This is a genomic window from Flavihumibacter cheonanensis, assembly GCF_022352215.1.
In the GTDB taxonomy this organism is placed as follows: Bacteria; Bacteroidota; Bacteroidia; order Chitinophagales; family Chitinophagaceae; genus Flavihumibacter; species Flavihumibacter cheonanensis.
Genome location: NZ_JAKRWF010000001.1, coordinates 899,882 through 917,836, shown reverse-complemented (window position 1 = coordinate 917,836; position 17,955 = coordinate 899,882). Strand labels below are relative to the sequence as shown.

General features: G+C 44.6%; 12 protein-coding genes and 1 tRNA gene. 11 read left to right on the top strand and 2 right to left on the bottom strand.

Annotation, left to right across the window (positions count from 1 at the left end; translation table 11 throughout):
- Positions 1 to 3 precede the first annotated feature (3 nt).
- Together glgB and MD536_RS03985 are read left to right on the top strand one after the other, a co-directional pair.
- Entirely contained in the window at positions 4 to 1,959 is a 1,956-nt protein-coding gene (gene glgB, locus MD536_RS03990; RefSeq protein WP_239596014.1) for a 1,4-alpha-glucan branching protein GlgB, read from the top strand.
- A 28-nt stretch (positions 1,960 to 1,987) separates the two neighbouring features.
- Positions 1,988 to 3,013: a tetratricopeptide repeat protein gene (locus MD536_RS03985; RefSeq protein WP_239596012.1), complete on the top strand. Its 1,026-nt coding sequence runs from the start codon at positions 1,988 to 1,990 to the stop codon at positions 3,011 to 3,013.
- 100 nt (positions 3,014 to 3,113) lie between these two features.
- Here MD536_RS03985 and argS read toward each other — a convergent pair whose 3' ends face one another.
- A complete protein-coding gene (gene argS / locus MD536_RS03980; protein ID WP_239596010.1) occupies positions 3,114 to 4,892 on the bottom strand; it encodes an arginine--tRNA ligase in 1,779 nt (592 codons plus the stop codon).
- Between the two features lie 27 nt (positions 4,893 to 4,919).
- Between argS and MD536_RS03975 the strand changes: the two genes are divergently transcribed.
- From MD536_RS03975 to MD536_RS03945, 7 genes are all read left to right on the top strand, one after another.
- Positions 4,920 to 5,417 carry a GtrA family protein gene (locus MD536_RS03975; RefSeq protein ID WP_239596008.1) on the top strand — a complete coding sequence of 166 codons (498 nt, stop codon included), beginning with the start codon at positions 4,920 to 4,922 and terminating at the stop codon, positions 5,415 to 5,417.
- A 176-nt stretch (positions 5,418 to 5,593) separates the two neighbouring features.
- Complete coding sequence (gene dnaK / locus MD536_RS03970; protein ID WP_239596006.1) at positions 5,594 to 7,486, top strand: molecular chaperone DnaK; 1,893 nt, start codon at positions 5,594 to 5,596, stop codon at positions 7,484 to 7,486.
- A 138-nt stretch (positions 7,487 to 7,624) separates the two neighbouring features.
- Entirely contained in the window at positions 7,625 to 7,780 is a 156-nt protein-coding gene (locus MD536_RS03965) for a hypothetical protein (protein WP_234863458.1), read from the top strand.
- Between the two features lie 129 nt (positions 7,781 to 7,909).
- A complete protein-coding gene (locus MD536_RS03960) occupies positions 7,910 to 10,582 on the top strand; it encodes a 4-alpha-glucanotransferase (protein ID WP_239596005.1) in 2,673 nt (890 codons plus the stop codon).
- Between the two features lie 17 nt (positions 10,583 to 10,599).
- Positions 10,600 to 11,631 carry a dipeptide epimerase gene (locus tag MD536_RS03955; protein ID WP_239596004.1) on the top strand — a complete coding sequence of 344 codons (1,032 nt, stop codon included), beginning with the start codon at positions 10,600 to 10,602 and terminating at the stop codon, positions 11,629 to 11,631.
- A gap of 56 nt (positions 11,632 to 11,687) precedes the next feature.
- A tRNA-Pro gene (locus MD536_RS03950) sits at positions 11,688 to 11,761 on the top strand.
- Positions 11,762 to 11,907: 146 nt separating this feature from the next.
- The gene (locus MD536_RS03945) at positions 11,908 to 14,910 is read left to right on the top strand and encodes a beta-L-arabinofuranosidase domain-containing protein (RefSeq protein ID WP_239596003.1); all 3,003 of its coding nucleotides are present in this window, start codon (positions 11,908 to 11,910) and stop codon (positions 14,908 to 14,910) included.
- A 6-nt stretch (positions 14,911 to 14,916) separates the two neighbouring features.
- Here the strand turns inward: MD536_RS03945 and MD536_RS03940 are convergent, their stop codons facing one another.
- Positions 14,917 to 15,783: an AraC family transcriptional regulator gene (locus MD536_RS03940; protein ID WP_239596002.1), complete on the bottom strand. Its 867-nt coding sequence runs from the start codon at positions 15,781 to 15,783 to the stop codon at positions 14,917 to 14,919.
- 123 nt (positions 15,784 to 15,906) lie between these two features.
- Between MD536_RS03940 and MD536_RS03935 the strand changes: the two genes are divergently transcribed.
- Positions 15,907 to 17,106: a Gfo/Idh/MocA family protein gene (locus MD536_RS03935; protein WP_239596001.1), complete on the top strand. Its 1,200-nt coding sequence runs from the start codon at positions 15,907 to 15,909 to the stop codon at positions 17,104 to 17,106.
- A gap of 14 nt (positions 17,107 to 17,120) precedes the next feature.
- Positions 17,121 to 17,948, top strand: coding sequence for a phytanoyl-CoA dioxygenase family protein (locus MD536_RS03930; RefSeq protein WP_239596000.1), 828 nt, complete (start codon positions 17,121 to 17,123; stop codon positions 17,946 to 17,948).
- Positions 17,949 to 17,955 lie beyond the last annotated feature (7 nt).

The following is a 17,955-nucleotide window of genomic DNA, read 5'->3' as shown; positions in this document are numbered from 1 at the left end:
TTTATGTCTTCATTACCAGGACCTTCCTACGAACAAGATAACTTCATCGATACATCAAAAAAAGTCTGGAACTATTCCTTACTAACGGAAGAGGATATACGTAATTTTCAGCAGGGCACACATTACCGTTTGTATGAAAAATTAGGATCACATTCGATTCAGGTAGTGGAAACCTGGGGCATTTATTTTGCCGTATGGGCCCCCAATGCAACCAGCGTTTCGGTTAAAGGAAATTTCAACGACTGGCGCAACAATGAATACGAGCTATATCCGCGCTGGGATAAAAGTGGTGTTTGGGAAGGATTTATTCCTAAGCTCGGATTGGGAGAAGTTTACAAATATCGTATCAAAGGTTTCCAGGGAATTGAATTGGATAAGGGAGATCCCTTTGCAAGATTCTGGGAGAAAAGACCTTTAACGGCTTCCATTACCTGGGATACGTATTATAACTGGCAGGATACAGAATGGATGAAAAGCCGCAAACAGCACAATGCACTGAATGCGCCCTGGAGTGTATATGAAGTACATCTGGCCAGTTGGATGCGACCGAACAAACACGATGAAGAAACGTATAACACCTATGAACAGATCACAGCCAGACTCGTTCCCTATGTAAAAGAAATGGGGTTTACGCATGTGGAGTTTATGCCGGTAATGGAACACCCTTTTGACGGGAGTTGGGGTTACCAGGGTACCGGTTATTTCGCACCCACTTCCAGGTTTGGATCACCACAGGAATTCAAAGCAATGATCGATGCTTTTCACCAGGCAGGAATTGGTGTAATACTGGACTGGGTACCCTCACATTTCCCCTACGATTCGCATGGTCTTTATATGTTTGATGGTACGCATACCTATGAGTATGCCGATATGCGCAAGGGCTATCATCCCGACTGGAACTCCTATATTTTCAATTATAAAAGAGGAGAAGTAAAATCCTTTCTGATCAGTAATGCACGGTTTTGGTTTGATCAGTTTCACATAGATGGATTTCGGGTAGATGCTGTTTCCTCTATGTTGAAATTAAATTACAGCAGAAACGAAGGACAGTGGGAACCTAATGAATTTGGTGGGGATGGTAATCTGGAAGCGATTGCCTTCATCAAAGATTTCAACGAAACCATATTCCGTGATTTTCCGGATGTGCAGACCATTGCAGAAGAAGCAACAGACTGGCCTGGGGTATCCAAACCAACTTTTGAAGGCGGCCTCGGTTTTGGAATGAAATGGATGATGGGATGGATGCACGATACCTTGCGCTTCTTCAAAAACGATCCGCTGTTCCGACAGTTCAATCAGGATCTATTTACGTTTAGCATGATGTACTACTACGATGAGAATTTTATGCTGCCACTTAGCCACGACGAAGTAGTACATGGAAAAAGTCCGATGCTCTATAAAATGCCGGGGGATGAATGGCAGAAGTTTGCCAACCTGCGTTTATTGTACACCTACATGTTCACGCATCCGGGGGGTAAATTGTTATTCATGGGCAACGAATTCGGTTCAACCTCGGAATGGAATTACAAATCAGAACTTCCCTGGGAACTGCTGCAATTCGACAGTCATGCAGGTATGAAAAATTGCGTAAAAGCACTTTGCCATCTTTTAAAAGCCGAACCTGCACTATATGAAAAACAGTTTGAGCAGGGAGGATTTGAGTGGGTAGACCTGAACCATCGTGCAGAATCAGTAATGGTGTATCGTCGGAAAGGAGAGCATCCGGAAGAAGATATTTTAGTAGTTTTAAATATGACACCTGAAGTGCGGCGGAACTGGAAAGTGGTAACCTATGGGAAATCAATATGGAAGGAGATTTTCAACAGCAATGAAACCGACTATTGGGGAACAGGAGATGTTTTCAACCCGGATCCGATTGTAACCGAGGTGGATAAAAACAACAAACTGTTTGAAATAAACCTACATCTCCCTCCGTTAGGGGCTATAGTACTCAAATAAAAGGGCTCTTGCCCACCGTCCATTTACTATGAAACAGCTGATTACCATTCTTGCATGTATTGCTGTCGTGCAGTTTGCCCGGGCACAACAGGACAGTGTATCCCATTATCTGCAACAGGGAGAAGCAGCAGCTTCCCGTCGCCAGTATCTACCCGCTTACAATGCTTATAAACAAGCTACCAGTTTCGATGATTCCAATGCGGAGGCACTCAAAGGAATGGCAGATATGGCATTGGAACTTCGCTACTATGTGATTGCCAGGGAAACGTATAAAAAATTACTGGCTATTTCTCCAAAAGATACTTTGTTGGTGCGCCAGCTTGCAGAACTGAATTTCCAGACCCGCCAGTTCCAGGAAACCGTCAACCTCGTGCAGCAGGCCCGGGTAATGGGTTCCAAAGCCAATCTCGATTGGCTGGCAGCCCGTGCTTATTACGAAATGGAGCATTATGGTAGTTGCCTTGAGTCTATTGAAAAAGCCTGGAAAAAAGACAGCAGCATCGCTCAAATGCCCTTTATCGCGGCCCGTTGCTACATTGAGATGAATAATTATCGCCGGGCGGCCGGTTGTTACGAGCAGGCCATTCGACTGGATCCAACCAATAATAAATGGATGTATGAAGCGGCCATGACCTATTCAGCCATCCCGGATGAAGTTCGCGCCATTCCCTGGTTTGAAAAGGCGCTGGCAGCAGGACATCCGCGCAGCAATGATTTCCTCGAAAATTTCGCCAACTCCTATTACGGAAACAAACACTTTGATAAAAGTATTACCCTTTACCAGGAAGTGTTGCAACGCAAACCCCAGGACCTGGAATTGTTATTCAGCCTGGGTGAATCTTATTATTATTCCGGAAAGGCCGACCAGGCAATTGAAACCTGGGACAAAATGCTGGCCATTGATCCGCAGCAAGCCCGGGCTGTGTATATGATCGGCATCGCTTACATCAAAAAAGGAGAGGACAATAAAGGCAAAGACCTCTGCGAAAAAGCCATCCGCATGGACCCTTCCTTAGCGAAACTGAAGGAGAAGAAGTCGATGTTTGGTTTGTAATACAGGAGGAAAGGAAGAGGGAGGAAAGGAAGAAAGGTTATCGGATGTCCCTCTTCCATTCCTCCCTCTTCCTTTCCTCCATCTTCCTTTCTACCCCTTCTCACATCTTCTCCGGCACGCGAATCCCCAGCATTCCCATACCCGCCGACAACACATGTGCCGTCATAACTGCAATGCGCAGACGAAGTTCTTTTTTAGCGGGAGTCTCAGCGCGACTAATCTGATGTTGTGTATAAAATGAATTGAATAATTGCGCCAGTTTGAAAACGTATCCGGCCACAGCTGAGGGATTGTGTTCAGTCGCAGCCTGCTCAATTACAGTTGGAAACTGTTCCAGATTTACCAGCATTGATTTTTCCAAAGGCAGCAGCGGCTCATTCATCCAATCTGAAGCATCTGAAGGAGTTTCCTTTCTCAAAATGGATTTGATACGTGCGTGCGTATATTGTATAAACGGACCGGTAAAGCCATGAATATCGATGGATTCCTCAGGATTGAAAATCATTTTCTTTTGGGGATCCACCCGCAACAGGTAAAACTTCAGTGCACCCAGGCCAATGGTATTGTATAATTCGCTTAGCTCTATATCTGAAAAATCATCCACCTTCCCCAACGCCTTCGTATTCACTTCCGCGATGGCAATCATTTCGGCAACCAGGTCATCTGCATCCACTACGGTACCTTCCCGACTCTTCATTTTACCGGTCGGTAATTCCACCATCCCATAGGAGAGGTGATAAATCCCGTCGGCTTTGGGCAATTGCAATTTTTCAGCAATCAGTTTCAACACCTTGAAATGATAGTTCTGTTCATCGCCAACTACATAGATGCTTTGATCCATGCCATATTCTTGGTATTTCTGTTGGGCCAGACCGATATCCTGTGTGATATAAACAGAAGTGCCGTCTTTTCTTTGTACGAGTTTTTCATCGAGTCCGTCTGCTGTCAGGTCAATCCACACACTGCCATCGTCTTTTTTATAAAAAACACCTTTTTCCAATCCTTCCTGAACGATCTTCTTACCTAATAGATAGGTATTGCTTTCATAATAAGTGATATCAAAATCTGCACCTATGGCATCATAGGTAGCGGCAAAGCCATCGTACACCCAACCGTTCATTTGTTTCCACAGATCGATCACTTCGGGTTTACCGGCTTCCCAATCCACCAGCATTTGCTGAGCTGCCTGCATGATGGTAGCTTCCTTCTCGGCCTGTTCTTTGGTTTTGCCTTCCGCCATCAGGGATTCAACTTCTGCTTTGTAGGCATCGTTGAATTTCACATAATAATCGCCTACGAAATGATCTCCTTTCTGACCTACCAGACCTGGCGTTTCTCCGTTTGAATAACGTAACCAGGCAATCATGCTCTTACAGATATGAATACCCCGATCGTTCACGATACAGGATTTTACCACTTCATATCCCGCAGTTTTCAGGATTTCCGCAATGCTCCAACCCAGGAAAATATTTCTCAGGTGACCCAGGTGCAACGGTTTATTGGTATTGGGAGAAGCATATTCAACCATTACTTTCTGGTCATTTGGGACTGCTTTTCCATAGGATGGATTGTAATAATGTTCCTCCAGCAAGGTATTCCAGTAAGAATCTGCAATTGTAAGATTCAAAAATCCTTTAATTACGTTGTAGGCCGTGAAGAATCCACCATTTTGAGTAACAAGGTATTGCCCCAGTTTTTCGCCCAGTTCTTCCGGTTTCTGACGGAGTGGTTTGGTCAGTCCGAATAATACGACGGTATAATCCCCCTCGAATTCAGGTTTGGTCTGGTTAATTTGAAAATTGGCCGGGCCATCTAGCTGGGGGAATAAGTCGCTGATTGCGCTGTTAACAATGCTTTGGATCTGTTGTGTAATCGCCATAGGCGGCAAAAATATATATTTGCGCCCATGTTAGCATGGGTGAGTCAAAGCATTAGTCGGGTGATTGATTTCTTTTATCCTCCGTTTAAACGGTTTCTTCCAATTCAAACCTTCCGGTATATTGCCTGCGGTGGTGGGAATACGGCGCTTGATATCCTCATCTATTTTATCTCCTACAATTATATATTAAACAAACAGGATGTACATCTTGGATTCCAGGTATTCGGACGGGAAGCGTTGATTACTCCACATATTATGGCTTTTATCATCGCCTTCTGCATTAGCTTTCCACTTGGGTTTTTCCTGAACCGAACCGTGGTTTTCAATGATTCCGTGCTCCGCGGAAGGGTGCAGTTATTCCGGTATGTGCTGCTTGTAACGGCCTGTATCTTCCTAAACTACATCTTTATTAAACTTTTTGTGGAACAGTTTGGCATTTACCCCACGCTGGCCAAAATCTTCACAACAGTGATCGTGGTAACCTTCAGTTACCTTGCCCAGCGCAATTTCACGTTCAAAAAATAGGTCATTTTTTCACCCGTCCGGTGCCACCGGACGGGTGGCACCGGACGGGTGAAGCGAGATTTGGCAGGTCGAGTGCGGTCAACCTGACAAAACTGCCATTTTAACACTTGAAATGGGGCTTGGCATATTGATTGTCAATAGAAAATACATTCATTCATTAAAGGAAAATTATTCATATGGGAAAGATAATAGGCATCGACCTGGGAACTACCAACAGTTGCGTTTCGGTTATGGAGGGGAATGAACCCGTAGTAATCGCGAATGACGAAGGACGTAGAACGACGCCTTCCGTGGTAGCCTTCCTGAAAAACGGAGAAAGAAAAGTGGGCGACCCGGCTAAACGCCAGGCCATTACCAACCCGCATAATACTATTATGTCGGTTAAGCGTTTCATGGGCCGTCGCTTTGATGAAGTAACTGAAGAAATCAGCCATTGGAGCTACAAAGTAGCCAAAGGCGATAATAATACGGTGCGCATCGATATCGATGGACGCCTTTACACTCCACAGGAAATCAGCGCCATGATTCTTCAGAAAATGAAGAAGACGGCCGAAGATTACCTCGGACAGGAAGTAACAGAAGCGGTGATCACCGTACCGGCTTATTTCAACGACGCTCAGCGTCAGGCAACCAAGGAAGCGGGTGAAATCGCCGGACTGAATGTTCGTCGTATTGTGAACGAACCAACCGCTGCCGCTTTGGCGTATGGCCTGGATAAAAAAGGTAAGGATCAGAAGATCGCTGTATTCGACCTTGGTGGTGGTACGTTCGATATTTCCATCCTCGAACTGGGTGATGGTGTATTCGAAGTGAAATCTACCAATGGTGATACCCACCTGGGTGGAGACGACTTCGATAAGGTAATCATGGACTGGCTGGCAGATGAATTCAAGAAAGATGAGAATGTGGATCTGCGCAAAGACCCCATGGCCCTGCAGCGCCTGAAAGAAGCTGCAGAAAAAGCAAAAGTGGAATTATCCTCTTCTTCTGAAACAGAAATCAACCTGCCCTATATCACCGCTGTAGACGGAGTGCCCAAACACCTGGTGAAAAAACTGAGTCGCGCTAAGTTTGAACAACTGGCAGACAACCTCTTCACCCGCTGTCTGAAGCCCTGTGAGCAGGCGCTGAAAGATGCTGGCATGAGCACTTCTGATATCGATGAAGTAATCCTGGTAGGTGGTTCCACAAGGATCCCGAAAGTGCAGGAAATAGTAGAGAAATTTTTCGGTAAAAAACCCAACAGGGGAGTAAACCCCGATGAGGTGGTGGCAGTAGGTGCCGGTATCCAGGGTGCGGTTTTAACAGGCGAAGTGAAAGATGTACTCCTGCTGGACGTTACCCCGCTGAGTCTGGGTATCGAAACCATGGGAGGAGTTATGACTCGATTGATTGAAAGCAATACTACCATCCCAACCAAAAAATCGGAAACCTTCTCTACTGCCGCAGATAACCAACCTGGCGTGCAGATTCATGTACTGCAGGGAGAGCGTCCAATGGCGAATCAGAATAAGAGTCTGGGTATGTTCAACCTGGATGGTATTCCTCCCGCTCCCCGTGGTGTTCCGCAGATCGAAGTAATTTTTGATATCGATGCCAATGGTATCCTGCATGTAACAGCCAAGGACAAAGGAACCGGTAAAGAGCAGAAGATCCGGATCGAGGCAGGTTCTGGTTTGACTAAAGACGAGATCGAAAAAATGAAGGCAGAAGCAAAAGCGAATGAAGCATCTGATAAAGAAGCGAAGGAGCGGGTTGAAAAAATCAACCAGGCCGACAGCCTGATTTTCCAAACGGAAAAACAACTGAAAGAGTTTGGCGATAAGATTCCTGCTGATAAAAAAGCACCCATTGAAACAGCCCTCAATAAATTGAAAGACGCACACAAGAGCCAGGACCTCGCTGCGATTGATACCGCGGTAACGGAGATGAACACTGCCTGGACGGCCGCTTCTGAAGAAATCTACAAAGCCCAGCAGGCCGGTGGCGCACAGCCCGATGGTACTGCAGGTGCCCAGGGAGCAAACGGCGAGAATGTTACAGATGCGGAATTTGAGGAAGTAAAATAAAATACTGAGACGTCAGATGTGAGACGTCAGACGTGAAAAAGCGGTCGAAATTTCGGCCGCTTTTCCTTTTGGGTATGTTGAAGAATTGTCTATTTTTGCCGCGTATTAATTTTTACTTTTTAATTTTTACAATCTATCATGGAAACACAAAAGAAAAATACCGGGATGTGGTGGTTAGGTTTTTTTGTATCAACTGCCGCTTTATTGGCCGCCATTTACCTGCATTGGGAATACCTGACCATGATTATCCCATTTGTGTGTACCAGCTTTGTAAAAGCAATGGATATTATCTAAGTGTTTACAAGTAACTTATATTAGCTCCCTGCCAATGGCAGGGATTTTTTTTATGCCCAAACACTAACAAATGTGTAAAATATACACAAATAAATTATTTTTGTTACGACCAGCCCAAACAACGATTGCATGACAATTCAGTTTTATCTACGATTTACGACAGTAGTCGGACAAGAATTATTTATAACCAGCCTTCCCAACAGGAAAGATCCGCTTCGCATGTCCTGGTTCAACCAGGAATATTGGTTCGCTCAACTGGAACTAGATCCTGCTACATTGGAAGGGGTAACCTACCAGTATCAGTTGCAGGATGTGGATGGTAAAATTGTAACTGAATGGGGAGAAGACCGGCATTTGCCTACCGGAATAAAAGGGTTCACCGAAATTCAGGTAGTAGATACATGGAACCATGCAGGCTCCTTCGAAAATGCCTTTTACACAGCACCTTTCCAGGAAATTCTACTGCCGGAAACAGGTAAGAAAAAATACAAATACCCCAAACAGTTCAGTCATATTTTCCGGGTGAAAGCACCCTTGCTGAAAAAAAATGAAGTAATCTGTTTATCCGGTGCCGGCACCGCCTTACGGGATTGGTCAACCGAAGATCCAATTCTGTTGCAGGCAGAGGGAAACTGGTGGACAGTTGCCATTGATTTACCAAAGGAAGAATTCCCCTTACAATACAAATACGGAATTTATCACACCAAACACAAAACATTTGTACAGTTTGAAGCAGGAGAGAATCGTCACCTCTTTGGCGATGCCGGTCAACATCTGACCATTGTACACGATGGTTTTGCCCAACTCCCGAATACAATCTGGAAAGGTGCCGGCGTAGCGATCCCCGTATTTAGCCTACGCAGTAAAAACAGTTGGGGAATTGGCGAGTTCACCGATATCCAGGCACTGGTAGATTGGGCCGGATCCGTTGATATGAAACTGATCCAGTTGTTACCCATTAACGATACAACGGCCACACATACCTGGGTAGATTCCTATCCGTATGCAGCCATCTCCGCCTTTGCCTTACACCCGATATTTCTGAATCCGGATGAAGTGGCAGGAAAAAAACAGGCAGCTTTATTAAAACCCTATCGCGATCAACAAAAAGAACTCAACGAACTCGAAACAGTTGATTACGAAGCCGTGCTAAAGCTCAAACTGAACGTACTGCATCAGCTTTTTGAAGTCCAGAAAGAAAGCTGGTCATCGGATCCTGAGTATCTGGATTTTTTTGTCCGAAACCAGGATTGGCTCGTGCCTTATTCTGCCTTCTGTTACCTGAGAGATAAAAACGGCAGTTCTGATTTTACTGGCTGGACGGAATATAGCCAGTATGACCAGGAAGCCATTGAAAACCTGGTGGCACCAGACAGTGAGGAGTATGCGCAAATCCAGTTTCATTATTACCTTCAATACCAGTTGCATGTTCAACTGAAAGCGGCTACCAGGTACGCGCATAAAAAAGGTATCATCGTAAAGGGCGATATTCCAATTGGTATCTACCGGTACAGTTGTGATGCCTGGGTAGCGCCGGACTTATACAATATGGATCAGCAGGCCGGTGCACCACCAGATGACTTTGCTATCAAGGGACAGAACTGGGGATTCCCTACCTATAACTGGCAGCAAATGCAAACGGATGGCTTCAACTGGTGGAAACGACGCTTTGCCCAGATGAGCGATTATTTTGATGCCTTCCGAATAGATCATATCCTTGGTTTTTTCCGGATCTGGTCGATACCCTATCATTCAGTGGAAGGTATCATGGGCAGATTTGTACCTGCCATTCCTGTGCATAAAAACGAATTCCAGGAGCGTGGTATCTGGTTTGATCATACCCGTTACACACAGCCTTATATAACCGAAAATCTTTTGTATGAACGATTCGGGGAAGTTGCCGGATTTGTAAAGGAAACATTCCTTGATCCTACAGGCTACGGACAATATTTTTTCAAACCTGCATTTGACACGCAACGTAAAGTTGAAAACTGGTTCATAACAGAAGAGGTAAGAGACACCAATAACTGGCTGCGCCAGGGATTATACGACCTGCAAAGCAATATCATCCTGTTTGAACAGGAGGGCTCCAATGGTACCCAATACCATTTCCGATTTGGTATGGAACAGACCAGTTCTTTCCAGTCGCTGGAATGGGATACGCAGGCCAAATTAAAGGAGCTCTATGTAAATTATTTCTATCGCCGCCAGGATGGATTCTGGATGGAAGAAGCTATGAACAAATTACCTGCGTTAAAAGCCTCCACCAATATGCTGATTTGTGGTGAAGACCTGGGAATGGTACCGGGTTGTGTACCGGAGGTGATGAATCAACTCGGTATCCTCAGCTTGGAAATCCAACGCATGCCGAAAAATCCGGAACGCGAATTTTTCCACCCGGACGATGCGCCATATCTGGCAGTGGTAACACCTTCTACTCACGATATGAGTACCATTCGCGGCTGGTGGGAAGAAGACCGCGCTAAAACCCAACGCTTTTTTAATAATGAACTCGGTCAGTGGGGTGATGCACCTGCCTTCTGTGAAGCATGGATTAACAAACAGATCATCATTCAGCACCTTCATTCTCCTGCCATGTGGAGTATCTTCCAATTACAGGATTTATTGGGGGGCGATGACCGGTTGCGCCATACCAATCCGGGTGATGAACGGATCAATATTCCATCCAATCCCAAACATTACTGGCGCTACCGGATGCATATATCACTGGAACAATTGATGAAGGAAAAAGCGTTTAACCAGGATTTGAAAGAGCATATTAAGGTGAGCGGAAGAGGATAAAAATGTAGGTTTGTGGTATGCGTGTGAGTTATACTAAAACCAATCTTCCTTTTATACACCCTTTTACCATTTCAAAAGGAACCAAAACCCATCAGCCTGCACTGGTGGTGGAGCTTGATTTTAATGGCATCAAAGGGTACGGTGAAGCACCTGCTATCGCCTATTACAATATTCCGGTTGAGAAGATGGAGGCAGATCTGCTGGCAAAGAAAATTTTTGTAGAAAAGTTTGCCTTCACCACACCTGATCGTTACTGGCATTACCTGCATCATCTTTATCCCGCCAACGGATTTTTGGTAGCAGCACTCGATATCGCTGCATGGGATCTGTTTGGTAAAATCAAACGCCAGCCCCTGTATCGGTTGTTCGGGGGAGATCCTTCCAGGATGCCCATTACAGATTATACCATTGGTATTGACAACATCGAAAAGATGGTAGCCAAAATGAAGGAAAAACCATGGCCTGTATACAAAATAAAATTGGGTACCCAGCAGGATATCGAAATTATGAAAGCCCTCCGCGAGCATACGGATACACCCTTACGGATTGATGCCAATGCTGCCTGGACCAAAGAAGAGGCATTGGAAAAAATAACCGCCTTTGCAGATATGAATGTGGAGTTTATTGAACAACCGCTCGCTAAAGATGACTGGGAAGGTATGGCATGGTTACACGAACGCTCCCCCTTACCACTGGTGGCAGATGAATCCTGTGTGTTTGAAAAAGACGTAGCGCGTTGTGCCGGACATTTTCATGGCATTAATATCAAGCTGACCAAGTGTACAGGAATCACTCCAGCTCTGCGTATGATAAAGGAGGCCCGTGAGTTGGGACTGAAAGTAATGTTAGGCTGCATGAATGAAAGCACTATTGGATCTGCCGCTCTTGCGCATTTGGCCCCGCTGGCCGATTGGCTGGATATGGATGGTCCGCTGCTATTGGCAGAAGATATCGCCACCGGACTGCAGTATGATTTTGGAAAGGTCACCCTGCCCGAAACACCAGGGTTAGGTATTACCCTCACCAGACCGGTGGCACCTATCGGGTGAGTGCATTGATTTTGGAAGAAATTAGGTGGAATAGTAATTTTGTCAACCTTTCACAACGGGATGTAGCGCAGCCCGGTAGCGCGCTTCGTTCGGGACGAAGAGGCCGCTGGTTCGAATCCAGTCATCCCGACAATTAGCCAACATTATCAGAATAAGCCCTGCAGGTACTCATGGATCTGCAGGGTTTTTGTTTTAAAGAATTCCCCTGTTAAAATCATTTGAGCATCGGCTAAAATAGGTCCAACCGAACTTCCCGGTTCTTCCTAGTTTAGGTGCATGAAAACGATTCAGCTTTTCTTAAGGGGAAGTCTCTTATTTGTGCTGTTTGTTCAGCAGGTTACTATCGCGCTCGCACAGAATGGTGATCAGATATTAGATGGAATTGGCGAAACTGGTTTGATTGCCCGCTATATTTTTAAAGGAGATGCCAGGGATTGGTCGAGAAATAATTTACATGCCAGTATCGCTGATACAACCACATCATTCGTCAACGATCCTCGATTTGGAAAAGTTCTTTCACTCCGGGGAACGAATCAGGCTTTTGTATCAGTTCCCGCTGATGTTCTGAAGGACATGGAATCCTTCAGCATATCCACCTGGATTCTGCTGCGTTCTGAACAACATGCACAAACTCTTTTCGCTTTTGGCAAAGAGGGTAACCAATATTTTTCAATTGAACCAATTCAACATGCACCTGTAATTGAATTGAATAAATGGGCGCACCTTGCAATTGTAATTGACATTGCCTCCAAATCCCTTTTTACCTATGTTAATGGCAAACAGGTGGGAGAGGGGAAATCCCTCCCTGCAGAAATCAGGAAGCTGCAGCGGCAACAGGAAGGGGATAACAATATTGTTTACATCGGTAAATCAATTCTATCAGCAAGATCTAATTTAAATGCCCTGCTGTATGATTTCCGAATTTATCGTGTTCCGTTAAGCACTACTCAGGTAGCCGGCATCTTTAACAATGCTCAACATGGAATGAATGATGGTGCCGTTAACGTTCGGAAACAGACAGAAGAGCTTCCCAAATTCTCAGCAGATCATCCTCAACTCTACATGCCTTATTTAATGAAGGTAGAAGATGTAGCAATTGAAACCAGCACGGGAAATTTACCCCGTTTACCCGCTTATTTAAATGGCACTTACAGAAATGGAGTGAAGGGCCCCAAAGTGAAAGTGATCTGGCCGGCGGATATTGATAATTCAACAGTTCTTATCCCTGGAACATATACCATTACCGGTCGGGTTGCAGGTAGTACCCTGCAACCCAAGGCGGTAGTTACCGTTAAAGAAAACCTTCCAGTTAAAACGCCCAAAGCCAACCTGGAAAGTTTTAAGCTTAACCAGGTCTCCTTACAAACTAACGCTGATGGACAACCGACTAAATTCATTGAAAACCGTGACAAGTTCATCAATACGCTTGCTAAAACAGATCCTAATTCATTTCTGTACATGTTTCGCCATGCTTTCGGCCAATCACAACCCGAAGGTGCCAAACCGTTGGGGGTGTGGGACAGTCGCGATACCAAATTAAGAGGACATGCAACGGGTCACTATCTAACTGCCATCGCGCAAGCTTATGCCAGTACGGGTTATGACAAATCGTTGCAGGCCAACTTTGCTCAGAAAATGGACCAGCTCGTGGAAACACTCTATGAACTATCACAATTATCAGGAAAACCCAAAGAAAGCGGCGGAGCTGCAGTTGCTGATCCTGCCGCAGTTCCTCCCGGTCCCGGAAAAACGGGGTACAATTCCGACCTCAGTGATGAAGGCATCCGCACCGATTATTGGAACTGGGGTAAGGGATTTATCAGCGCCTATCCACCGGATCAGTTTATAATGCTGGAGCAGGGTGCCAAATACGGTGGACAAATCAACCAGGTTTGGGCTCCTTATTATACACTGCACAAAATCCTGGCCGGACTACTCGATGTTTATGAAGTGAGTGGAAATAAAAAAGCATTGGAAGTGGCAAGTGGAATGGGGGATTGGGTGTATGCGCGGTTAAGTAAACTACCAACAGATACGCTGATTAAAATATGGAATACCTATATCGCCGGTGAATATGGTGGCATGAATGAAGTAATGGCCAGGATGTATACAATAACGGGCAATCCGGATCACCTGAAAACAGCCCGGTTATTTGATAATATCAAACTATTTTACGGCGATTCAAAGCATTCACACGGGCTCGCAAAAAATGTGGATCTGTTTCGTGGTTTACATGCCAATCAGCACATTCCTCAAATGGTAGGAAGTATCGAAATGTATGGGGCAACTCAAAATCCGGAATATTTTCAAATCGCGGATAATTTCTGGTACAAAGCTTTTCATGATTATATGTACAGCATAGGAGGTGTGGCAGGAGCTCGCAATCCTGCTAATGCAGAATGTTTTATCAGTCAACCCGGAACACTTTATGAAAATGGGTTTTCCGCAGGCGGACAAAACGAAACCTGCGCAACTTATAATATGCTCAAGCTAACTAATAAACTGTTTTTGTTTAGTCAGAATGGGGAGTACATGGACTATTACGAACGCGCCCTGTACAATCATATACTGGCTTCTGTGGCGGAGAACAGTCCGGCTAATACCTACCATGTACCCCTTAACCCCGGCTCCATCAAACAATTTGGTAATGCCAACATGACCGGCTTTACTTGCTGTAATGGTACAGCGATTGAAAGCAATACCAAATTGCAACAGGCTATCTACTTAAAGTCTGTTGACAACCAGTCGCTTTATGTAAATCTTTTCATTCCATCCACACTCAAGTGGTCAGAAAGAAACATAGAAATTCAGCAGCGTACTAGTTTTCCTAAAGAGGACCAGACACTCCTAACGGTAACGGGTAATGGAAAATTTGATTTATTCATACGTGTTCCAGGATGGGCAACCAGGGGGTTCAAAATAAAAATCAATGGCAAAAACCAGTCGCTCGAAGCCAAACCGGGAACCTATATCAAACTGAGCAGAGCCTGGAAAACCGGCGATACCATCGAGGTAAAAATGCCTTTTCAGTTTCACCTGGATCCGGTTATGGATCAGCAGAATATTGCGAGTCTTTTTTATGGTCCTGTTTTACTGGCCGCACAGGAACCGGAAGCAAGGAAAGAATGGCGGAAACTTACGTTGAATGCAAAAGACCTCAGCCAATCCATTATGGGTGATCCAAAGAAACTGGAGTTCACTATTGATGGAGTATTGTTCAAACCGTTTTATGAAAGTTATAGCCGTCATTCTGTATACCTGGATATTAGTCTTAAATAAAACAGGTTATTTACCCAATTGCTTTAAGAAGCTGGATCTGAAATCACGCGGAGTCGTTTTTTTCAATTTGTAAAACTGTTTATTGAAATTTACCGGTGAATTGAACCCGCTATCGTAACTGATTTCCAGAATCGTTTTATCGGTTCCCTGTAACTGTTGGCAGGCATAACCGATCCTGATTTCCGTAAGAAACTGAACATAGGATTTCTGGGTTGATTTTTTGAAATAGCGGCAAAAGGCGGTTACGGTCATATGCGCAATTTCCGCCACCTCTTCCAGAGTTATTCGTTGCTGAAAGTTGCGTATGGTAAAATCAAACACATCATCCAACCGCTGTTTGTATTTATCATTCCTGGTAAATTGTTGTTGTGAAGACAGGTAATTTTTATCACAGGACTCCTCCATCAGTTTTAAACAATGTAACAGGGTAAGTATCCTGCTAATACCCTGATCAGCTTCCAACTGATTGAGCAGACTGGCTAATTTTTTTATTCCGGAACCGGTAAGCTGAATGCCCTGCATAGAACCATCCAGCAGGTTTTTGATGAGTTGGTTCTCTGGGATCCGCAGGAAATCTTTACCCCAGAAATCTTCTTTAAACTGCACCACCATGGAACTGGCTACTTCCAGGCCCTCCGCTTTATAAAATGCATGCGGCACATTGGAACCAATCAGAAAAATATCACCTTCCTTAAACTCACCCACATAGTTACCTATAAAACACATTCCATGCCCCTCTTTAAACAATGCAATTTCAAATTCCACATGCTGGTGCCAGGGTGTTTCAAAATAAGGAGTACGAAAGGTTTTAGCAATGAAGGAAGTTTCACTGGCTAAGGGCAATTTTTGAACTATCGGACGTGTACCTAACATATTTTGAATAAAATTGGCCTATATGCTACAATATTCTGCTAATATAGTTTAGGTAAAGAACAAAAAACCGTGTCAGAATTATTTGAATAAAGTTTAACTATGTAAAACGAATGCTTTCTGCTTATGAAAATTGCCATGCTTGGTGCGGGCTTTATTGCCCGATTTTATGCTACTGCGCTTCATGCCCAGAGAAGAAAGGACAGGATCCACCTCGTTTATTCAAGGTCTCAACAAACAGCTGAGCAATTTGCCAGAGATTATCAACTTTCCCACGCAACCGATGATATGGAAGCGGCTATCAACCATCCCGATACAGAGGTGGTGGTCATCGCATTGCCCAATCACCTGCATGCCAAAGCTGTTGAGTTAGCTGCCCAATCCGGAAAACATGTACTATGTACCAAACCATTAGGCAGAACGGCTAAGGAAGCCAAGATAATGCTCGACTGTGTGGAGAAAGCAGGCGTTTTTGCCGGTTATCTGGAAGACCTGTGTTATACCCCCAAGATGCTAAAATCAATCGAAGCTGTTGCGAATGGCGCGATTGGAAAAGTTTTATGGACAAAATCCAGGGAAGCACATCCGGGTCCGCATAGCGATTGGTTCTGGAACAAGGAATTGTCTGGTGGAGGAGCCATTATAGACCTGGCCTGTCATTGTGTGGAAATTGGCAGAAACCTCATAGGAAAACAGATCAGGCCGGTTGAAGTCATGTGCTGGTCGGATACCCAGGTTCATCCAATTGATGCAGAAGATCATGCCATCGGGCTGGTAAAATATGCCAATGGCGCAATCAGTCAGTTTGAAGTGAGCTGGACCTTTCGGGGAGGAATGGACCTGCGGGATGAAGTTATGGGAACAGAAGGTTCGATCTGGCTGAATAGTTTTTTACGAACCGGATTTGAAATGTATGTAGCCGGCAACAAACAGGGTTATGTAGCAGAAAAAGCAGAACAACAGGCAGGCTGGTTATTTCCGGTAGGAGATGAAGCTCATGAATTGGGTTATCCCCATATGTTCTCCGATATGTTTGATGCCATTGAGGAAAATCGCGCTCCAATGGAAACTTTTTATGACGGGTATGTGGTGAATGCTATTCTGGATGCTGCTTTTTTATCAGCTCTGTCCAAAAAATGGGAACCTGTTTTGCTGGATGATTGGCGGGGTGAGGATGTAACAGTAACGGATAAAGCAAGTAATTCCTATAATGAGCAATATGATCTTGTCAAGAAAGAAATTTTACCAACTGGTGTTACCAAACTGATCCTCAAAGACAAAAATTCCGGGGTCATTATTCAAAAAGAAATCCCAGCCAACTCATAACGAAAACCTTCAAAATGAAAAAAGTACTGACGGATGAAGAAAAGGTAGCTTATCAGCGTGATGGCTTCCTGATTCGCAAAGCGATGTTCTCCCCCGAAGAAATAGCACTGTTGTATAACACGGCAACGGATGATTCCATTACCGCTCATTCGATGGATTTCAGGGATACAACCGGAAAAGACACCAAACTGACACTTTGGTTTACACCAGGTGATGATCCCTTTGGTTTAATGTCAAGGTCCGAAAAATTGGTTTACGCAGTAGGGGAGTTATTGCATTCAGAGCCAACAGATGTTTGTCATTTTCATTCTAAAGTAATGCAAAAACAACCGCTAACCGGAGGTGCCTGGGAATGGCACCAGGATTATGGTTACTGGTATAAAAACGGCTTCCTATACCCGGAAGCGATGATATCTGTGATGGTGGCATTAACCGAGGCGAACAAAGAAAACGGTTGTCTTCAGGTGTTAAAAGGCTCTCACAAAATGCAGCGCTTCGAACACAATTTCGTTGGTGAACAACAAGGCGCCGATATGGATTTTGTAGAGCAGGCAGCAACTATGTGCGATCTGATATATTGTGAACTGCAACCAGGGGATGTGTTGTTTTTTCACAGTAATATCCTGCATCGGTCGGATGCCAACAATTCCGAAAAATCAAGGTGGTCAGTCATATCCGCTTATAATATGAAATACAATAAACCCTTCCGCGAAAAACATCTCTCCTGTATTGAACCCATAAAAATAGTGGATGATGCTGCCTTACTTTCTTCCGGAACCAGGCAACCGGTTGTGGCAGATTTTCTTAAAAAAGAAGAAGAAATCACACTACATGTAAAGTAAGAACCCC

Coding starts and splice junctions, on each gene's coding strand:
- glgB (WP_239596014.1), top strand. CDS start 4: ATGTCTTCATTACCAGGACCTTCCTACGAACAAGATAACTTCATCGAT.
- MD536_RS03985 (WP_239596012.1), top strand. CDS start 1,988: ATGAAACAGCTGATTACCATTCTTGCATGTATTGCTGTCGTGCAGTTT.
- argS (WP_239596010.1), bottom strand. CDS start 4,892: ATGGCGATTACACAACAGATCCAAAGCATTGTTAACAGCGCAATCAGC.
- MD536_RS03975 (WP_239596008.1), top strand. CDS start 4,920: ATGTTAGCATGGGTGAGTCAAAGCATTAGTCGGGTGATTGATTTCTTT.
- dnaK (WP_239596006.1), top strand. CDS start 5,594: ATGGGAAAGATAATAGGCATCGACCTGGGAACTACCAACAGTTGCGTT.
- MD536_RS03965 (WP_234863458.1), top strand. CDS start 7,625: ATGGAAACACAAAAGAAAAATACCGGGATGTGGTGGTTAGGTTTTTTT.
- MD536_RS03960 (WP_239596005.1), top strand. CDS start 7,910: ATGACAATTCAGTTTTATCTACGATTTACGACAGTAGTCGGACAAGAA.
- MD536_RS03955 (WP_239596004.1), top strand. CDS start 10,600: ATGCGTGTGAGTTATACTAAAACCAATCTTCCTTTTATACACCCTTTT.
- MD536_RS03945 (WP_239596003.1), top strand. CDS start 11,908: ATGAAAACGATTCAGCTTTTCTTAAGGGGAAGTCTCTTATTTGTGCTG.
- MD536_RS03940 (WP_239596002.1), bottom strand. CDS start 15,783: ATGTTAGGTACACGTCCGATAGTTCAAAAATTGCCCTTAGCCAGTGAA.
- MD536_RS03935 (WP_239596001.1), top strand. CDS start 15,907: ATGAAAATTGCCATGCTTGGTGCGGGCTTTATTGCCCGATTTTATGCT.
- MD536_RS03930 (WP_239596000.1), top strand. CDS start 17,121: ATGAAAAAAGTACTGACGGATGAAGAAAAGGTAGCTTATCAGCGTGAT.